The sequence below is a fragment of the Pseudomonas sp. RIT357 genome (assembly GCF_000632245.1).
Lineage (GTDB): Bacteria > Pseudomonadota > Gammaproteobacteria > Pseudomonadales > Pseudomonadaceae > Aquipseudomonas > Aquipseudomonas sivasensis.
The window spans coordinates 227,021-244,407 of sequence record NZ_JFYX01000034.1 but is presented as its reverse complement, the minus strand read 5'-3'; the positions used below and the strand labels follow the sequence as shown (position 1 = coordinate 244,407).

At 60.7% G+C, this 17,387-nt stretch carries 16 protein-coding genes; 7 read left to right on the top strand and 9 right to left on the bottom strand.

From position 1 onward, the window contains the following. Positions 1–282 precede the first annotated feature (282 nt). Positions 283–1,353: an S-methyl-5-thioribose-1-phosphate isomerase gene (gene mtnA / locus BW43_RS08720; RefSeq protein WP_032888908.1), complete on the bottom strand. Its 1,071-nt coding sequence runs from the start codon at positions 1,351–1,353 to the stop codon at positions 283–285. 109 nt (positions 1,354–1,462) lie between these two features. Here mtnA and BW43_RS08725 point away from each other — a divergent pair, with 109 nt between their 5' ends. The 4 genes from BW43_RS08725 to BW43_RS08740 all read left to right on the top strand — a co-directional run bounded on the left by BW43_RS08725 (position 1,463) and on the right by BW43_RS08740 (position 5,176). Next, positions 1,463–2,794 (top strand): TRZ/ATZ family hydrolase, encoded by a 1,332-nt coding sequence (locus BW43_RS08725; protein ID WP_032888905.1) that lies wholly within the window; start codon positions 1,463–1,465, stop codon positions 2,792–2,794. Between the two features lie 64 nt (positions 2,795–2,858). Further along, complete coding sequence (ubiG, locus tag BW43_RS08730) at positions 2,859–3,557, top strand: bifunctional 2-polyprenyl-6-hydroxyphenol methylase/3-demethylubiquinol 3-O-methyltransferase UbiG (protein ID WP_017734479.1); 699 nt, start codon at positions 2,859–2,861, stop codon at positions 3,555–3,557. Between the two features lie 4 nt (positions 3,558–3,561). Further along, positions 3,562–4,233, top strand: coding sequence for an N-acetylmuramic acid 6-phosphate phosphatase MupP (mupP, locus tag BW43_RS08735; protein WP_032888903.1), 672 nt, complete (start codon positions 3,562–3,564; stop codon positions 4,231–4,233). Positions 4,234–4,435: 202 nt separating this feature from the next. After that, complete coding sequence (locus BW43_RS08740) at positions 4,436–5,176, top strand: YciK family oxidoreductase (RefSeq protein ID WP_032888901.1); 741 nt, start codon at positions 4,436–4,438, stop codon at positions 5,174–5,176. Positions 5,177–5,369: 193 nt separating this feature from the next. Here the strand turns inward: BW43_RS08740 and BW43_RS08745 are convergent, their stop codons facing one another. Genes BW43_RS08745 through BW43_RS08770 form a run of 6 tightly spaced genes read right to left on the bottom strand, consistent with a single transcriptional unit; the run spans position 5,370 to position 11,533 of the window. After that, entirely contained in the window at positions 5,370–6,884 is a 1,515-nt protein-coding gene (locus BW43_RS08745) for an ABC transporter substrate-binding protein (protein ID WP_032888899.1), read from the bottom strand. A gap of 35 nt (positions 6,885–6,919) precedes the next feature. Further along, a complete protein-coding gene (locus BW43_RS08750; protein WP_032888897.1) occupies positions 6,920–7,891 on the bottom strand; it encodes an ABC transporter ATP-binding protein in 972 nt (323 codons plus the stop codon). Next, entirely contained in the window at positions 7,888–8,844 is a 957-nt protein-coding gene (locus tag BW43_RS08755; RefSeq protein ID WP_032888895.1) for an ABC transporter ATP-binding protein, read from the bottom strand. Before BW43_RS08755 ends, BW43_RS08750 begins: the two co-directional genes overlap by 4 nt. Further along, on the bottom strand, positions 8,841–9,698 hold the full coding sequence (locus BW43_RS08760; protein WP_032888893.1) for an ABC transporter permease: 858 nt from the start codon (positions 9,696–9,698) through the stop codon (positions 8,841–8,843). Before BW43_RS08760 ends, BW43_RS08755 begins: the two co-directional genes overlap by 4 nt. Further along, a complete protein-coding gene (locus BW43_RS08765; RefSeq protein ID WP_032888892.1) occupies positions 9,695–10,642 on the bottom strand; it encodes an ABC transporter permease in 948 nt (315 codons plus the stop codon). The genes BW43_RS08760 and BW43_RS08765 overlap by 4 nt, the downstream gene beginning before the upstream one ends. 3 nt (positions 10,643–10,645) lie before the next feature. Further along, positions 10,646–11,533, bottom strand: a complete 888-nt coding sequence (locus BW43_RS08770; RefSeq protein ID WP_032888890.1) for a proline iminopeptidase-family hydrolase — start codon at positions 11,531–11,533, stop codon at positions 10,646–10,648. A gap of 183 nt (positions 11,534–11,716) precedes the next feature. On the opposite strand from BW43_RS08770, the gene BW43_RS08775 reads away from it, so the two are divergent. Together BW43_RS08775 and BW43_RS08780 are read left to right on the top strand one after the other, a co-directional pair. Further along, positions 11,717–12,481 (top strand): LuxR family transcriptional regulator, encoded by a 765-nt coding sequence (locus BW43_RS08775; protein ID WP_032888888.1) that lies wholly within the window; start codon positions 11,717–11,719, stop codon positions 12,479–12,481. A 92-nt stretch (positions 12,482–12,573) separates the two neighbouring features. After that, positions 12,574–13,506, top strand: a complete 933-nt coding sequence (locus BW43_RS08780) for a proline iminopeptidase-family hydrolase (RefSeq protein WP_032888886.1) — start codon at positions 12,574–12,576, stop codon at positions 13,504–13,506. Positions 13,507–13,606: 100 nt separating this feature from the next. Here the strand turns inward: BW43_RS08780 and BW43_RS08785 are convergent, their stop codons facing one another. Continuing rightward, complete coding sequence (locus BW43_RS08785; RefSeq protein WP_032888883.1) at positions 13,607–15,109, bottom strand: nucleobase:cation symporter-2 family protein; 1,503 nt, start codon at positions 15,107–15,109, stop codon at positions 13,607–13,609. 157 nt (positions 15,110–15,266) lie between these two features. Here BW43_RS08785 and BW43_RS08790 point away from each other — a divergent pair, with 157 nt between their 5' ends. Beyond that, on the top strand, positions 15,267–16,100 hold the full coding sequence (locus BW43_RS08790) for a hypothetical protein (RefSeq protein WP_032888882.1): 834 nt from the start codon (positions 15,267–15,269) through the stop codon (positions 16,098–16,100). A 66-nt stretch (positions 16,101–16,166) separates the two neighbouring features. Here the strand turns inward: BW43_RS08790 and punC are convergent, their stop codons facing one another. Next, the gene (gene punC, locus BW43_RS08795; RefSeq protein WP_032888880.1) at positions 16,167–17,345 is read right to left on the bottom strand and encodes a purine nucleoside transporter PunC; all 1,179 of its coding nucleotides are present in this window, start codon (positions 17,343–17,345) and stop codon (positions 16,167–16,169) included. Positions 17,346–17,387 lie beyond the last annotated feature (42 nt).

Genomic DNA, 17,387 nt, shown 5'->3' with positions numbered 1-17,387 from the left:
CCCTCGGGGCGGCCCTGGAAACCGCCGGATGTTATCACAATCGCCGCCACGCACCTATCCCCCTGATGCGCATGGAGACTAGTAATTTGACGGATGACAGGCTTGAGGGGGACGAGAGGGGCTCAGAGATGGGGTGGTGCTTTTTTTTGAGGGCGGATCCGAGGGTTTTATTGACTTTCAGGGCCAATCGGGGGCAAGCCCCCTCATACATTTTGACTGTGTTCGCCATTCAAGTGTGGGAGGGGCTTGCCCCCGGTAGCCATTTCACAGACACCGCAGCCCTCAATGCAGCCGCTTACGGCACATCAGCTTGGCCAATTTCGCCGTATCCGGCCGCTCAACCACGCCCTTCTCAGTCACAATCACATCAATCAGGTCGGCCGGAGTCACATCAAATACCGGGTTAAACGCATTAACCTCCAGGCGCTTCCCGTTGACCTCCAGCAGCTCACCGGGATCGCGCTCTTCCAACGCAACATCTTCGCCAGTGGCCATCATCAGATCCAAGGTCGAACTCGGCGCTACCACCATAAACCGCACGCCGTGATGCATGGCACACACGGCCAACTGGTACGTGCCGATCGTGCTGACCACATCTCCATTGGCCGCAATACAGTCAGCCCCGACGATCACCCAGGTCACGCCTTTGGTCTTGAGGATATGCGCGCCCGCCGAGTCGGCATTGACCGTGACAGGGATGCCCTCGCCCGCCAACTCCCAGGCCGTCAGCCGCGAACCTTGCAGCCAGGGCCGGGTTTCATTGGCATAGACGTGTTCAACCAAGCCCTCCAAGAAGGCCGCACGCACAACCCCGAGGGCCGTGCCGACACCGCCCGTCGCCAACGCGCCGGCATTGCCATGGGTCAGGATCGCCTGAGCGTTACCCTGGTGCTTGCGAATCCGCTCAACGCCCAACTGCGCCATCACAAGGTTGGCTTCGCGGTCACTTTCATGGATCGCGATGGCCTCTGCTTCCAGGACTGCCAGCGGATCGGCGTGCATCTTGATGCGATCCAGGCGATCGCGCATGCGCTTGAGGGCCCAGAACAGGTTCGACGCTGTGGGACGAGTATCGGCCAGCAGCGCGTAATCTTCCTCCCACGCAGCCTGCCAGTCTTCGCCCTCGGCGATACGATCACGGGCGGCCAGAACCAAGCCATAGGCCGCACTGATACCGATGGCCGGCGCACCACGCACCACCATGGTGCGAATGGCGGCAGCCACGTCGTCGACCGTGGAGCAGGCCACCCAGTTTTCCTGGGACGGCAAGGCACGCTGATCGAGCAGGTGCAGCGTGCCATCACGCCAATCGATGGCCTTCACTTTCTCCGCTGCCAACAGTCGGTCGCGCATCCCTTACTCCGCACTCATGAACAAAAGCCGCCGATTATAGCGATCCGCCAGCCAGGACGCTCGGGTATACTTCGCGCTTCTTTTGTAGCTGCCCGGGAAGAAGCCTGCGATGACCTCCACTGCCGCCCCGCTCGACTTACTGCTACTGCCAACCTGGCTGGTACCTGTCGAACCTGCTGGCGTGGTGCTCAAGGAACATGGCGTGGGCATCCGCGATGGACGCATTGCCTTTATCGGGCCGCGGGCCGCTGCCTTGAAGCTGTCAGCCACTGAGGTGCGCGAACTGCCGGGGATGCTGCTCAGCCCAGGCCTGATCAACGCCCACGGGCACGCGGCGATGAGCCTGTTTCGCGGCCTGGCCGATGACCTGCCCTTGATGACCTGGCTGGAAAAACACATCTGGCCCGCCGAAGCCAAGTGGGTCGATGAAGCCTTCGTGCGTGATGGCACCGACCTGGCCATCGCCGAGCAACTCAAGGGCGGCATCACTTGCTTCTCCGACATGTACTTCTACCCCAAGGTCGCCAGCGATTGCGTGCACAACAGCGGCATGCGTGCACAGATCGCGATTCCGATCCTCGACTTCCCGATTCCCGGCGCCAGTACCGCCGATGAGGCGATCCGCCAGGGCATCGAGCTGTTCGGCGACCTCAAGCACCACCCGCGCATCAAGATTACGTTCGGCCCCCACGCGCCCTATACCGTGTGCGATGCCAACCTTGAAAAGATTCGGGTGATCGCCGAAGAGCTGGACGCCGCGATCCATATGCACGTGCACGAAACCGCCTTCGAGGTGCAGCAAGCCGTCGAACAGACCGGCGAACGCCCGCTGGCACGCTTGGGCCGCCTCGGATTACTGGGGCCGCGCTTCCAGGCCGTTCATATGACTCAAATCAGCGAGGACGACCTGGCTTTGCTGGTAGAAAGCAACACCAGCGTTATCCATTGCCCGGAATCCAACCTTAAACTGGCCAGCGGCTTCTGCCCGGTGGAGCGTCTGTGGCAGGCTGGGGTCAATGTGGCCATCGGCACCGATGGCGCTGCCAGCAACAATGACCTGGACCTGTTGGGCGAAACCCGCACCGCTGCGATGCTGGCCAAGGCCGTCGCCGGCTCGGCCACCGCGCTGGACGCGCACCGTGCATTGCGTATGGCTACGCTCAACGGTGCGCGGGCCATGGGCCTGGAAAGGGAGATTGGCTCCCTGGAAGTGGGCAAGGCGGCGGATATGGTCGCCTTCGATCTCACAGGGCTGGCGCAACAACCGATCTACGATCCGGTCTCACAGCTTATATATGCCACCGGGCGCGATTGCGTGAAACACCTTTGGGTCGCCGGCAAGCAGTTGCTCGACGATCGGCAACTCACCCGCATGGATGAACAACAGTTGACCGCCACGGCCATTGCCTGGGGAAAACGCATCAGCGGGCACACCGAATAACGCTGGCTCTGAACCTGAGTGTTCAGGACCGACAAACCGATTTATCAGATTTAGAGGATTCACCATGAGCAACGTCGACCACGCAGAAATCGCCAAGTTTGAAGCCTTGGCCCACCGCTGGTGGGACCGCGAAAGCGAGTTCAAACCCCTCCACGACATCAACCCGCTGCGGGTCAACTGGATTGACGAACGCGTCAACCTGGCAGGCAAGAAGGTGCTGGACGTCGGCTGCGGCGGCGGCATCCTCAGCGAAGCCATGGCCCAGCGCGGCGCCACGGTGATGGGGATCGACATGGGTGAAGCGCCGCTGGCCGTGGCACAACTGCACCAGTTGGAGTCCGGCGTGAACGTGGAATACCGCCAGATCACAGCCGAAGACCTGGCTGAAGAGATGCCCGAGCAGTTCGACGTGGTCACCTGCCTTGAGATGCTTGAGCACGTACCGGATCCCTCCTCGGTGATCCGCGCCTGCTTCCGCATGGTCAAGCCCGGCGGCCAGGTGTTCTTCTCCACCATCAACCGCAACCCCAAGGCCTACCTGTTCGCGATCATTGGCGCCGAATACATCATGAAGCTGCTGCCGCGCGGCACCCATGACTTCAAGAAATTCATCCGCCCGTCCGAACTGGGCGCCTGGAGCCGCCAGGCCGGGCTGACCGTCAAGGACATCATCGGCCTGACCTACAACCCGCTGACCAAGCACTACAAACTGGCCAGCGACGTTGACGTCAACTACATGATCCAGACCCTGCGCGAGGAGTAAGCCTGTGAAGTTGCGAGCGGTTCTCTTCGATATGGACGGTACCTTGCTGGACACCGCGCCGGACTTCATCGCCATCTGCCAGGCCATGCGCGCCGACCGCGACCTGGCGCCGATCAACCCGCAGCATATTCGCGATGAAATTTCCGGCGGTGCGCGGGCGATGGTCGCCGTGACTTTCTCGATGGACCCGGAGTCACCGGGCTTTGAGGAACTGCGCCAGGAATTCCTGGAGCGCTACCTGAAGGACTGCGCGGTGCACAGCAAGCTGTTCGACGGCATGGCCGAGCTTCTGGAAGACATCGAGAAGGCCAAGCTGGTCTGGGGCGTCGTCACCAACAAGCCGTTACGCTTCGCCGAACCAATCATGCAGCAGTTGGGCCTGGCCGAGCGTTCGGCCCTGCTGATCTGCCCGGACCACGTGACAAACAGCAAGCCAGACCCGGAACCGATGATCCTGGCGTGCAAGATGCTCGGCCTGGACCCGGCCAGCGTGTTGTTCGTGGGCGATGACCTGCGTGACATCGAGTCCGGCCGCGATGCCGGCACACGCACGGCGGCGGTCAGCTACGGCTATATCCACCCGGACGACAACCCACGCCACTGGGGCGCAGATGTAGTGGTGGATCACCCACTGGAACTGCGCAAGGTGCTGGATAACGCACTGTGCAGCTGCTGATGGCTCACCGGCCTTAGTGATTGATAAAGATCCAAATGTGGGAGGGGCGGTTCGACGATTCGACTTGCCCCCGATTGCAGTGTGTCAGTCACTGCATTTGCTGACTGATACACCACTATCGGGGGCAAGCCCCTCCCACAGGGGATCTTCAGTGTTTTCCAGCTCGCTGTTTGTAACCTGCTGAATTCTGTCGAGGCTTTTTATGTTTGATTACTCTGCACGTCCAGAACTGCTCAAAGACCGGGTCATCCTGGTGACCGGCGCCGGTCGCGGGATTGGCGCGGCGGCGGCAAAAACCTATGCCGCCCATGGCGCTACCGTGCTGTTGTTAGGCAAAACCGAAGCCAATCTGGCCCAGGTCTACGACGAAATCGAAGCGGCCGGCAACCCGCAGCCAGTGGTGATCCCATTCAACCTGGAGACCGCCCTGCCCCATCAATACGATGAGCTGGCAGCCATGATCGAAAAAGAATTCGGCCACCTCGACGGCCTGCTGCACAACGCCTCGATCATCGGCCCGCGCACGCCCATCGAGCAGCTCTCCGGTGAGAACTTCATGCGGGTGATGCACATCAACGTCAACGCAATGTTCATGCTCACCAGCACCTTGTTGCCGCTGCTCAAGCTGTCCCAGGATGCGTCGGTGGTGTTCACCTCCAGCAGCGTAGGGCGCAAGGGCCGCGCGTATTGGGGCGCTTATGGGGTGTCGAAGTTTGCCACTGAAGGTTTGATGCAGACCTTGGCGGATGAGCTTGAAGATGTGGCAGCGGTGCGGGCCAACAGCATCAACCCTGGCGGCACTCGTACCAGCATGCGGGCCCAGGCGTATCCGGGGGAGAACCCGATGGAAAGGCCGGCGCCGGAAGAGATCATGCCGGTGTACCTGTACCTGATGGGGCCGGACAGTGCCGGCATCAATGGGCAGGCGTTTGATGCGCAGTAACATCTGACACCCAACTCGCTGTGTGAGTTGGCTTTTGTATTGAGCGGGCTTGCCCCGCGAGGGGCTGCGAAGCGGCCCCAAAACCTGCCAGCGCGATCTCTCTGTCAGATCGCGCTGGCTGTACTGGGGCTGCTTCGCAGCCCCGCGCGGGGCAAGCCCGCTCATCACAGGTCTCGCCCCACATTGGGCTTACTTAGTTCTTCACCACTTCCTCAAGGGTGAAGCGCCCCAGCGGGTTTTGCAGGAAATTGCTCACGTTCTTGCGTGAGATGTTGATGTAGGGGCTGTAGTACAAGTCGATCCAGTTCACATCCTGTTTCGCCAGTTTTTGCAGTTCCACATACATCTGCTCACGCTTGACCGGGTCCGCCTCAATCCGCGCCGCAGCCACCAGGTCCTTGACCTTGTCGTTCTTGTAGCGGGTCATGTAGTTCTGATTGGTGTCGTGGCCCAGCACAAAGGTGGTCTTCTGGTCCGGGTCGAGGATGTCGTTGGTCCAGTACATCACGGAAATATCGTACTCACCGTCCACCAGCATCTGCCAACTTTGAGTCGGGTCGACCTTCTGCAGGTTGGCGGTGACGCCGACTTTGGCCAATTGGTCCTTGATGATCACCGCGATCTGCTCGTCAGCCTCATTGCCGGCGTTGACCACGTAGTTCAGCTTCAAGTCCTTGGCACCGGCAGCGGCCAGTAATTTCTTGGCTTCGGCCGGGTCGTACGGGCGTTGCAGGTTGTTGGCGTAGTGGTACAGCGAACCTTTTGGAATGTAGGAATAGGCCACGGTGCCCTGACCGTAGGTGGCGGTCTTGACCAGCGATTGTTTGTCGATGGCCATGTCCAGCGCCTGACGGACTTCCGGTTTGGCCAGCAGGCCATGGGCGTGGTTGATCAACAGGTGATCTTCACGGGTGGAAGGGTCGGCGTGGATCACCACGTTCTTGTCTTTCTTCAGCTCTTCAACCCGGGAGAACGGCACGAAGATCGCCGTGTCCAGCTCGTTGTTCTGCACCATGCGCATGCGCGTGTTGTCGTCGGTCACCGAGACCCACTCCACGCCATCCAGGCTCACATTCTTGGCCTGCCAGAAGTTCGGGTTCTTCTTCAGGATCACCCGATCGCCCTTGCGCCACTCCTCCACGGTAAACGCGCCGGATGTCACCGGGTTTTCCGAGTAGGCGTCTTCGCCCATCTTGGTCATGGCTTTTTCCGACAGGATCGAAACCGTCGGGGAAGCCAGTTGCGAGAGGAACGCCACGGCAGGCGTCTTCAAGGTGACGACCAGGGTTTTCGGGTCGGCGGCGTTGGCCGTGTTGATCAGGTTGAAAGGGTCCGCCCACAGCGAGGCCTTGTTATCGCGGATGCGCAGCAGGCTAAACGCCGCATCTTCAGCGGTGATCGGCGAGCCGTCAGAGAATTTCGCATCGCGCAGTTTGAAGGTGTAAGTCAGGCCATCCTTGGAAATGTCCCAGCTTTCGGCCAGGCCCGGTTCCATCTTGGTGCCCAGGTTATCCACGCGCACCAGGGTGTCGTAGACGTTGGCGAACACCCACGTGTCGCGGTTTTGCGCGCTTTTGATCGGGTCGAACGTGGTGCTGTCTTCACGGCAGCCAATAGTCAGGACGCCAGCGGCCTGGGCCAAACCAGCGGTCAGCGACCAAGCCGTAAGCGTAGCGGCGGCGAGCAACTTCAAGTGACGGGATTGCATGTCATAACTCCTTGTTCATGAATGGCAGGAAAGGGTCAAACCAAAGGTGATTCAAGCACGCAACTGTATCGATGCTCGTGCAGGAAATGAGTAGGCGGCGACGCCACGGAACACATGGCGCGCGCATACCGGCAACGTGGATGAAAGGCACAGCCGGTGGGCAAATTCAGTGGGCTCGGTGGCTCACCGGGCAAAGGTTCTGCAGGCAATGGCCGATGCGGATCGATCTCCGGAATCGCCTGGATCAACGCCGCCGTATAGGGATGGCGCGGCGCGCTGAACACTGCTTCAACAGGTCCTTCCTCGACAATCTTGCCCAAGTACATCACCGCCACGCGGTCGCACAGGCGCCGCACGATGGCCAAGTCATGGGCGATAAACAGGATGGCCAGGTTCATGCGCTGTTGCAGTTCCAACAGCAGATTGATGATCTGCCCCTGGATCGACACATCCAGCGCGGCCACGCACTCATCGGCGATGATCAGGCGCGGTTCCACCGCCAAGGCGCGAGCAATGCCGACGCGCTGGCATTGACCGCCACTGAGGGAGCCGGGTTTTCGACTGGCCAGTTCGGGGCGCAAGCCGACCAGCTCAAGCAGTTCGTTGACGCGCGCCGGGATGCGCTCTGCGGGGACTTTGCGCTGCACCCGAAGCACCTCGGCGATGGTTTCGCCGATGGTCTGGCGCGGGTTCAACGCGGCGTAGGGATCCTGAAAGATCATCGCCGTTTCATGGCGCAAACGCGCGATGTCGATCGCGCTGCCATGGGCCATGTCGATGCCATCGAACAACACCTGCCCGGCGCTGATCGGGTTGAGGCGCAGGATCGCCCGGCCAAGGGTGCTTTTACCGCTGCCGGACTCGCCCACCAACCCGAGGGTTTCGCCCGCTGCGAGGTTCAGCGACACACCGTTCACCGCCCTCACCCACTGCGTGTTCAGGCCAAACAAACCGCTGCCGGACGCCGCAAAGCGCACCTCCAGATCCTTGATCTGCAACAGGCTCATGGTCGCGCTCCCAGCGGATAGTGACAGGCTACGCGGGCACCTTCTGGCAGCACCTCGGTACATAAGGCACCGACCTGCGGGCAGCGCGGATTGAAGCGGCAGCCGCCGGGCAAGGCATCCAGCAACGGCGGCTGGCCGGGAATGGTGCGCAACAAGGCGTGGCCACTGCTGTGGGCCGGCTGGCAGTCAATCAGGCCAGCGGTGTACGGATGTTGCGGATGGGCCAGCAGGTCGTACTTACTGCCGTGTTCGCACAGGCGCCCCGCGTACATCACCGCGATGGAATCGCAGGTTTGCGCCACCACGCCCAAGTCGTGGGTGATCATGATGATCGACAAGCCACGCTGGTCGCGCAGGTCCAACAACAGACGCAGGATTTGCGCCTGGACGGTCACATCCAGGGCGGTGGTCGGCTCGTCGGCGATCAGTACCCTTGGGTTGCAGCCCAAGGCCACGGCGATCATGGCGCGCTGGCGCATGCCGCCGGAAAACTCGTGAGGATAGTTGTCGACGCGCGCCTGTGGATCGGGAATACCCACCTGGCGCAGTACGTCGATGGCGTGTCGTCGGGCATCTTTTTTCGACGCGCCCTGGTGCAGGCGAATACCCTCGGCGATCTGCTCGCCGATGCGCATCAGCGGGTCGAGGTGGCTGCTGGGGTTCTGGAAAATCATGCCCAATTGCCCGCCGCGTATCGCACGCATGCCCGCGTCATCCAGTGACAGCAGATCCTGACCGGCCAGGCACACGGCACCGCCCTGCACGCGCAGATCAGGCGACGGCAGCAGCCGCATCAGGCCTCGGCAGGCCATGGTCTTGCCCGAGCCGCTTTCGCCCACCAAACCAAGGATTTCGCCTTCGGCCAGGTCGAAGGAGACGCGGTCGACCAAGGTGACATCGCGCCCCGCGTTATTGGCGATTACGCTGAGGTCTCGTACCTGAAGCAGACTCATGACCGATCCCCTAACACTTGCGCCACACCATCAGCCAACAGGCTGAAACCCATGGCCAGGGTCACGATGGCTAACCCCGGAAAGGTGCAGATCCACCAGGCCGTGGTAATAAACGCCTGCCCTTCGGCGACCATCGTCCCCCATTCGGCGGTCGGCGGTTGCACCCCAAGGCCCAGGTAGCTCACGGCGGCACCGTTGAGCAGCACCAACACCGCATCGGACATGGAAAACACAATCGAGCCAAACATCGCATTCGGCAGCAAATGCCGGAACAGGATGCGCCCATGACCAAAACCCAGGCTCTTGGCGGCCAGGGCAAAGTCGCTTTCCTTGAGCACCAGGATCTGCGAACGGATCAGCCTCGCATACGAGACCCAACCCACCAGCGCCATGGCGATGTAAAAGCTCTTCAGGCCCGGGCCGAGGATGGCCATGATCGCCAGCATCAGCACCAGGAACGGGAACGCCAGGATCACATCGATCACACGCATGCAGAAACTGTCGAAACGACCGCCGATGTAACCCGAGACCGCGCCCATAAAGGTGCCGATCATGAAGGGGAAAATGACCCCGATGATGGCCAGCTGCAGGTCAATACGTGCGCCCCAGATGACCCTGGACAGAATGTCGCGACCGTAGTTATCGGTGCCGAATGGATGGGCCAGGCTGGGACCGATCAAACTGATATCGGTGTTCTGTGCAATCGGATCAAAAGGCGCAATCCATGGCGCAAACAGCGCCAGGGTCAACCACACCAACAGTATCAATAGCCCCCACGCGGCCGTCAGCCGGCCATTGCGAAAACCAAAGCGCAGGCGCAAGCGCCATGGGGCAATCAGCGGGCGGCTGCTCATTGCATTTTCACCCGCGGGTCGAGGGCCACCGTCGCCACATCCGCGATGAAGTTGACCACCACCGTCGCGCAGGCCAACACCATGGCCACGCCCTGCACCACCATGTAGTCGCGGGTAAAGATGCCGCGCACCAATAACTGACCGATGCCAGGAATGGCGAACAGGCTTTCGATGACCACCGTGCCGCTGATCAGCCAGCCGATATTCACTGCCAGCAGGTTGACCGCTGGCACCAGGGAATTGGGCAACACATGGCGGCGAAACACGGCGGCTTCGGACAGTCCGCGCGCACGGGCGGCGGTAACGTGGTCCGCCTGCAACTCCATCAACATGCTCGCCCGCAGGTTGCGCACCAGTACCGCCGACAGCGCCAGGGCAATAGTCAGGCACGGCAGGACCATATGGTGTGCCTTGTCCAGCCAGGTGCGACCGTAGCCGGACACCGGGAACAAACCCCATTTCACACTCAGCAGCAGGATCAGCATCAAGCCCAGCCAGAACGCCGGCATGCCCAGGCCCACCGTGGTGAACACGCGGATCAGGTTGTCGGCCCAGCCGCCTTTATTGCGCGCAGCCCAGGTTGCCAGGGGCACCGCGATCAGCAGCGCCAGCACCACGCTGCCGAGTACCAGCACCAGGGTCGGCTCGATACGGGTGACGATCAGCTTCAGCGCGTCGACCTTGTACAGCAGCGATTGACCGAGGTCGCCCTTCAGGAGGTTCTTCAGAAAATAGAAATATTGCAGCCACAACGGCTGATCGAGGCCGTACTGGGCGCGGATTTTCAGCAACGCGTCCGGTGTGCTGCGCGAGCCGAGCAACGCACGCGCCGGGTCGCCGGGGATCGAGCGCACCAGCACAAAGGTAATCAGGCTGATGCCAAACAGCACCGGCAGCAATTGCAGCGGCCGGGACAGCACAAAACGGTAGCGCGCCAAGTTCATCCGTCAGCCTCGGTGGCGAGCAAGAAAGTCCAGCAGCACCGGGAAATACGCCTGGGGTTCTTCGTAGAACGGCATATGGCTGCTGTTGGGGAATACGTGCAGTTCGGCGTGTTTGGCCGCCATTTTCATGCGCATGGCACAGGCCGGGGTGAGTTCGTCGTGCTGGCCGGTGGTGATCAGGATCGGCATCTTGAAATCGGCCATCTCGGGGATGCGGTTCCAGTCCTTGAGGTTGCCGACATAGAGGAATTCGTTAGGGCCCTGCATGGTTTCGTAGGGGCCCATGTTCCAGTCGCCGAGGGAGCGTTTGACCGGCTCGGGCCATTCGTCCAGACGGCACACGTGGCGATAGTTGAGCAAGGTGATCGCGGCCTGGTACTGCGGGTGATCGAGAGTGCCCATGGCTTCATGGCGCTGCATCATGGCCACGGTTTCGCTGCCTAAGGCGCCGCGCAGGCGCTCCAGCTCCTGGGACAGGTGCGGAATGTCGCCGACAGTGTTTTCCAGGATCAGGCTTTTCAGCGCGTCGGGATAATGGATGGCGTATTCGATGCCCAGCCAGCCGCCCCATGAATGCCCGAGCAAGTGCACACGGCCCAGCCCCAGTGCCTGGCGCACGGATTCGACTTCTTCGACATAACGGCGTATTTCCCACAGGGAAACATCGGTCGGTCTGGCTGATGCCCCCGTGCCAAGCTGGTCGAATGCAACCACTCGCAGGTTATGCTCTTTGAGCCAGCCATGGGCGTCGCGCAAGTAGTCACACGGCAGGCCTGGCCCGCCGTTGAGGCACAACAGCACCTCATCGCCTTCGCCAAAGCTGTAGACCACGAGGTTATGGCCGTCGACTTGCACGTTGTACTGCTGGTCGGGGGCAATTTCACGCCACATGCATACATTCCTTGTGTTGTATCGGCCTGGCGAGTAGCGGCCGCTTGTCAGGCCAACACTACCGAGGATGCCGCGCGTCCATAACCTAGTAGTTCTTATAGGTTTGGCCTGGCAGTCCTTCGCCGGGGCGTGGCATTCTACTTGCCGCATGTCGAGATTCAAATGAATTCGGGAGCAGAACGGATGCTGACCAAGCTGACTGCCTTCAACAATCGTCTGATGCCGGGCAGGAGCCTGGATGAGCAGATGGACAACGCGTTTATCCTCGCTCAACAGTTAGGCTTCGATGCGCTGGTGTACGACTACTCCCCCGTGCCGATCGACCAGGACGGCGCATTGATCACCCCCTCGGTGCTGGAACTGCGCAATACACCACCCGACTGGCACGCATTATGGTGCAGCAAAGGGTTTTACCAGATCGACCCGGTGCAACACCTGGCCCTGAGCACGGTATCGCCTTTCGTATGGTCCTACGAAGCCAAGGCCGACACCCCACTGCAAAAAATCATCGATCCGTGCCACGCGCCAGTTTCATCCTACCTGCATGACCAGCAGCTGACCTGCGGCGTCAGCGTACCGATCCACCTGCCCCGTGGTGGCTTTGCTTCGCTGACCGGCCTGCGTATCGGTAGCGCGCACACGGTGCTGCAGGACGCGCAGCAAACTTTGTCGGATTTCAGTGTGATTTCCCATGCGTTGCAGGAAGCAGCCTACCCGCTGTTCAGCAAGGAACTGCGCACCTACCCCCATATTCACCTGACCAAACGCGAACGCGAGTGCCTGAAATGGGCCGCCGAAGGCCTGACCGCTGCTGAAATCGCCACGCAGTTGAGCCGTTCGCTGGCGGTGGTCACGCTGCACCTGGCTTCGGCGATGCACAAGCTGGGCGCCAAAAACCGAGTCCAGGCGGTGGTTCGGGCTACCCATTACCGCCTGCTGGAAGACTGATCCATCGGCAAAACCTAGCTGTTTTGCTAGTTACCTAAATTTCGCGCGCAGACTATCGTGTCCCTGAGCCTTTTTTCAGAGCAGGGTACGAAATGGAATTCATCGAAAAAATTCGCGAAGGGTATGCGGCCTTTGGCGCCTACCAGACCTGGTATCGCGTCACTGGCGACCTGTCCAGCGGCCGTACACCACTGGTCGTCATCCACGGCGGCCCCGGCTGTACCCATGATTATGTCGACGCCTTCAAGGACGTCGCAGCCAGCGGCCACGCGGTCATCCACTACGACCAACTGGGCAATGGCCGCTCCACGCATTTACCTGAGAAAGATCCGTCCTTCTGGACCGTCGACTTGTTCCTCAAAGAACTGGATAACCTGCTGGATCACCTGCAGATCAGCGACAACTACGCGATCCTCGGCCAGTCCTGGGGCGGCATGCTCGGCAGTGAACATGCAATCTTGCAACCCAAGGGTTTGCGCGCGTTCATCCCGGCCAACTCCCCGACCTGCATGCGCACTTGGGTCAGCGAGGCCAATCGCCTGCGCCAATTGCTGCCGGAAGGCGTGCACGAAACCCTGCTCAAGCACGAAGCCGCTGGCACCTATCAGGACCCGGAATACCTCGCCGCCTCGCGGGTGTTCTATGACCAGCACGTATGCCGCGTGAACCCCTGGCCGGAGGAAGTGGCGCGCACTTTCGCCCAGGTCGATTCAGACCCTACGGTTTATCACGCCATGAGCGGCCCGACCGAGTTCCACGTGATCGGCAGTCTGAAGGACTGGAAATCCATTGGCCGCCTCTCGGCGATCAAGGTGCCGACCCTGGTGATCTCGGGCCGACATGACGAGGCCACCCCACTGGTGGTCAAGCCGTTTTTGGATGAGATCGCGGATGTACGCTGGGCGCTGTTCGAAGACTCCAGCCACATGCCACACGTAGAAGAACGCCAGGCCTGCATGGGGACCGTGGTGAAGTTTTTGGATGAGGCCTGTTCAGTGCCGCACCCCGTTCGCAAGGCTGGCTGAGTTCCAAATGTGGGAGGGGGCTTGCTCCCGATAGCGCTGGGTCAGTCACGACTACTGTGGCTGACACCCTGCTATCGGGAGCAAGCCCCCTCCCACATTTTTAGACCTCTGTGGTTTCAGCGTGGGCAGCTTTCCTTGGCACCTCCGCTACCAATGGAATCTCCTTGCCCTCGGCATCAAACAACTTGCCGCCCCTGAAGTAATCTCCATCCCGCAACGCCGCGACATCGTGGAAGCACAAACTGCGCTCGGTCCCCGCCACGAACACCGACTGCTGATCCGAATTGCCCGCCGTGAAGTGGTTAAACGCCAGGTTCAGCAGGATCGCCATGATCGCCGACGAGCTGATACCCGAGTGGAAAATGGTCGCAAACCAGCTAGGGAATTGATCGTAGAAACTCGGCGCTGCAATCGGAATCATGCCAAAACCGATGGAGGTGGCGACGATGATCAGGTTCATGTTGTTCCGGTAATCCACTTTCGACAGCGTGCGAATACCACTGGCCGCCACGGTGCCGAACAGCACAATCCCGGCACCGCCCAGCACCGAGGTGGGCACCGCGGCGATCACCCGGCCCATGAATGGCAGCAGGCCAAGGATCACCAGGAACAGGCCACCGGTGGCAACCACGAAGCGACTCTTCACCCCGGTCACCGCCACCAGGCCGACGTTCTGGGCGAACGCACTCTGGGTGAACGAACCGAAGATCGGCGCGAACATACTCGACAGCATGTCGGCGCGCAGGCCATTACCGAGGCGTTTGGAGTCGACTTTGGTGTCGATGATCTCGCCCACGGCCAAGATGTCGGCCGAGGTTTCCACCAGGGTCACCATCACCACGATGCACATGGAAATGATCGCCGCGATGTGGAAGGTCGGCATGCCGAAATGGAAGGGCGTAGGGAAACCAAACATCGGGCCCTGGGTCACGCCGGAAAAGTCCGCCATGCCGAGGAACACCGCAATCACCGTGCCGATGACCATCGCCAGCAGGATCGACAGGCGCGAGATGGTTGCGCTGCCAATCTTGCTCAATAGCAGCACCAATACCAAGGTCAACGCCGCCAGGCCGATATTGGGCATGCTGCCGAAATCCGCGGCGCGGCTGTTACCCCCCATGGCCCAGCGCGCCGCCACGGGCATCAGCGTCAGGCCGATGGTGGTGATCACGATGCCAGTCACCAATGGCGGGAAGAACTTGGTAATCCGCGAGAACACGGGCGTGATCAGTAGCCCGATAAACGACGCGGCCATCACCGCCCCAAGAATCGCCGGCACCCCGCCAGCGCCGTCGCTGCCGACAATCGCCACCATGGTTGCCACACCGGCAAATGACACGCCCTGCACCAGCGGCAACTGACAGCCAAAGAACGGCAGGCCAAGGGTTTGCAACAGGGTGGCCAAGCCACCAGCGAACAGCGACGCGGCGATCAGCAGACCAATATCTGCCGGTGACAACCCGGCCGCCTGACCGACGATCAACGGTACCGCGACGATGCCGCCGTACATGGTGAGCACATGCTGCAGGCCGTAAGCCATGTTGGCGGCGACGCCGAGATTCTCATCTTCTGGCCGCTGCGGTGACGCCTTCGGGATAGTCATGGTGAGGGGTTCTCTGTTTTTGTTGTGCGGCCACTGTATGCAATGTTAGGACTAGATGTCCATAGAGTTGTATACAATCAATCGAACAAGATACCCTCCGCCGGCGTTACAAAAACAATCCGGCCGTGATGAGCCAGAACGCCAAAGGACCAGGACCATGAAAAAGGTATTACAGGGCGCCACCGTTGCACTCACCCTTCTCGGCGGCGGGGAGGCTGTCGCGGTGGAATGGATGAACAACAGCGTAGGCTTTCGCTACGGCCAGCAGTTCACCAACCCGAACAACCCCGATGAATTCAGCAAGCGCATCTACAGCTTCACCCACGCCAGCGGCTACCAATACGGCAGCAATTTCCTGAACCTGGACGTGTTCCTGTCCGACAGCCGCGACCCGCGCAAGGGCACTGATCACGGTGGCAGCGAGGTGTACGCCGTGTATCGGCATCAGCTGTACGCCTCACGCGTATTTGATGTGCCGCTGGGCACCGGGCTGATCAAGGATTACGCGCTGACCTTGGGCTTTGATGCCAACCGCAACAACAACTTCGCCTCGGCCAAAAAGCGTGCGCTGGTGCTCGGCCCGACCTTGAAGTTCAACACCGTGGGCGTGCTGGACCTGAGCCTGATGTACTACAAGGAAAAGAATCACACCGGCATCCCCGGCGCGCAGGAGTCGAACCACACCTTCGACGACACCTACATGCTTAACCTGACTTGGATGCGCCCATTCGAAATCGCCAACCACGCGGCAAAATTCCAGGGTTTTATCAATTACGTCGGGGAAAAAGGCGAGGACTACCATGGCCGTGACACTGCGCCGGAAGCCTTGATGCGCACCGCGTTGATGGTGGCGGTACGACCGGGTAAGAGCGTAAAGCCGAACCTGTACCTCGGGGTGGGTTACGAGTACTGGCACAACAAATTCGGTGTGGACGGCGGCCGGGGTAGCCGCACGTCAACACCGACGGTGAATATGGAGATCACGTTTTAGCCACTGACCCAGCCGAGTCAAAATGTGGGAGGGGCTTGCCCCTCTCACAGTGACCGCACTGTCAGCCTAAACGCGCGACAGCTTCGAAGCCGTGTGCTTCGGCCGCGCCAACCAGTAGCCCAACACCGCAAGTGGCGCGGTCGCCAGCATCACGATCACGGTGATCAGCAGCGGTTGGTCGATCATCGAAGACACCAGCAGGCTGCTGAGAAAACACAGGCCCAGTTGCAAGGTGTTTTGCAACGCGGCCGCCTTGCCGGAATTTTCCGCAAACGGCATCAGTGCATTCGCCACCACGATCGGATAACTCGCACCGTTGACCAACGCCATCAGACAGAACGGAATCAGCAAGGTGGTGAGGGTCGGCACGGTCATGGTCGCAACCAGATACAGCGCCACCATGCTGATGCAGTAGGCCGCCAGTAACCAAGGCAACAACGTCTTGCCCTGGAAACGCTGCAAGGCGCTGCGGCAGCTGTAGCCGCCCACCAGAAACGCCAGTGTCGGCAACACGTAACTCAGGCCGATGTCATTCGGGCTGTAGCCCATGTCGCCAAGGATGAACGGCGAAGCCGTCAGCCAGGCAAAGAAACTGGCGGAGCAGGCAGCGAAGATCATCACGTTGCCGGTGAACACCCGGGAAGTGAGCAACTGCCCATAACCGAGGCGTGTCGGAGTTTCTGCCTGCCGTTTCGGCACGCTGCGCAGGAATAAGGTCGGCAGCAGCAACAGCAGTGATACGCCCAGTAAGACCCCAAAGATCGCCTGCCAACCGAAGTGGTTCAGCACCATCGCGCCCAACAGCGGCGCCAGGGCAGGCGACAGCGACATCAGCGGCATGATACTGGCGAACACCCGGTGAGCCTTGTCGGCCGGGTAGCGGTCAATGACCAGCGCCTGCCAGCTCACAGCAGCGGAGCACACGCCAATGGCCTGCATAAAGCGCAAGGCCAGCAACTGCGACGCGGTCTCGACCCAGAACATTCCGGCGCAGCCCAGCACAAACAGACTCAAGCCTGCGAGCAAGATCGGCTTGCGCCCCAGGCGATCGGACAACGGGCCCCACAGCAACTGCCCCAGCGCAAAGCCGGCGAGGAAAATACTCAAGCTGGCCCCCACCGCGCCAGCGCCAATCTGCAACTGCTCGCCCATGGCGCCGAACGCCGGCAAGTACATATCCATGGCCAGATAACCGAGCATGCTCAGCCCCGCCAGGTACCAGGTAAAACCAAAAGAATTTTTCATTGAAGCCTTGTAGATCTTGCCATCAAACTATTTGCTGACTGG

Coding starts and splice junctions, on each gene's coding strand:
- mtnA (WP_032888908.1), bottom strand. CDS start 1,353: ATGCGCGACCGACTGTTGGCAGCGGAGAAAGTGAAGGCCATCGATTGG.
- BW43_RS08725 (WP_032888905.1), top strand. CDS start 1,463: ATGACCTCCACTGCCGCCCCGCTCGACTTACTGCTACTGCCAACCTGG.
- ubiG (WP_017734479.1), top strand. CDS start 2,859: ATGAGCAACGTCGACCACGCAGAAATCGCCAAGTTTGAAGCCTTGGCC.
- BW43_RS08740 (WP_032888901.1), top strand. CDS start 4,436: ATGTTTGATTACTCTGCACGTCCAGAACTGCTCAAAGACCGGGTCATC.
- BW43_RS08745 (WP_032888899.1), bottom strand. CDS start 6,884: ATGCAATCCCGTCACTTGAAGTTGCTCGCCGCCGCTACGCTTACGGCT.
- BW43_RS08750 (WP_032888897.1), bottom strand. CDS start 7,891: ATGAGCCTGTTGCAGATCAAGGATCTGGAGGTGCGCTTTGCGGCGTCC.
- BW43_RS08755 (WP_032888895.1), bottom strand. CDS start 8,844: ATGAGTCTGCTTCAGGTACGAGACCTCAGCGTAATCGCCAATAACGCG.
- BW43_RS08760 (WP_032888893.1), bottom strand. CDS start 9,698: ATGAGCAGCCGCCCGCTGATTGCCCCATGGCGCTTGCGCCTGCGCTTT.
- BW43_RS08765 (WP_032888892.1), bottom strand. CDS start 10,642: ATGAACTTGGCGCGCTACCGTTTTGTGCTGTCCCGGCCGCTGCAATTG.
- BW43_RS08770 (WP_032888890.1), bottom strand. CDS start 11,533: ATGTGGCGTGAAATTGCCCCCGACCAGCAGTACAACGTGCAAGTCGAC.
- BW43_RS08775 (WP_032888888.1), top strand. CDS start 11,717: ATGCTGACCAAGCTGACTGCCTTCAACAATCGTCTGATGCCGGGCAGG.
- BW43_RS08780 (WP_032888886.1), top strand. CDS start 12,574: ATGGAATTCATCGAAAAAATTCGCGAAGGGTATGCGGCCTTTGGCGCC.
- BW43_RS08785 (WP_032888883.1), bottom strand. CDS start 15,109: ATGACTATCCCGAAGGCGTCACCGCAGCGGCCAGAAGATGAGAATCTC.
- BW43_RS08790 (WP_032888882.1), top strand. CDS start 15,267: ATGAAAAAGGTATTACAGGGCGCCACCGTTGCACTCACCCTTCTCGGC.
- punC (WP_032888880.1), bottom strand. CDS start 17,345: ATGAAAAATTCTTTTGGTTTTACCTGGTACCTGGCGGGGCTGAGCATG.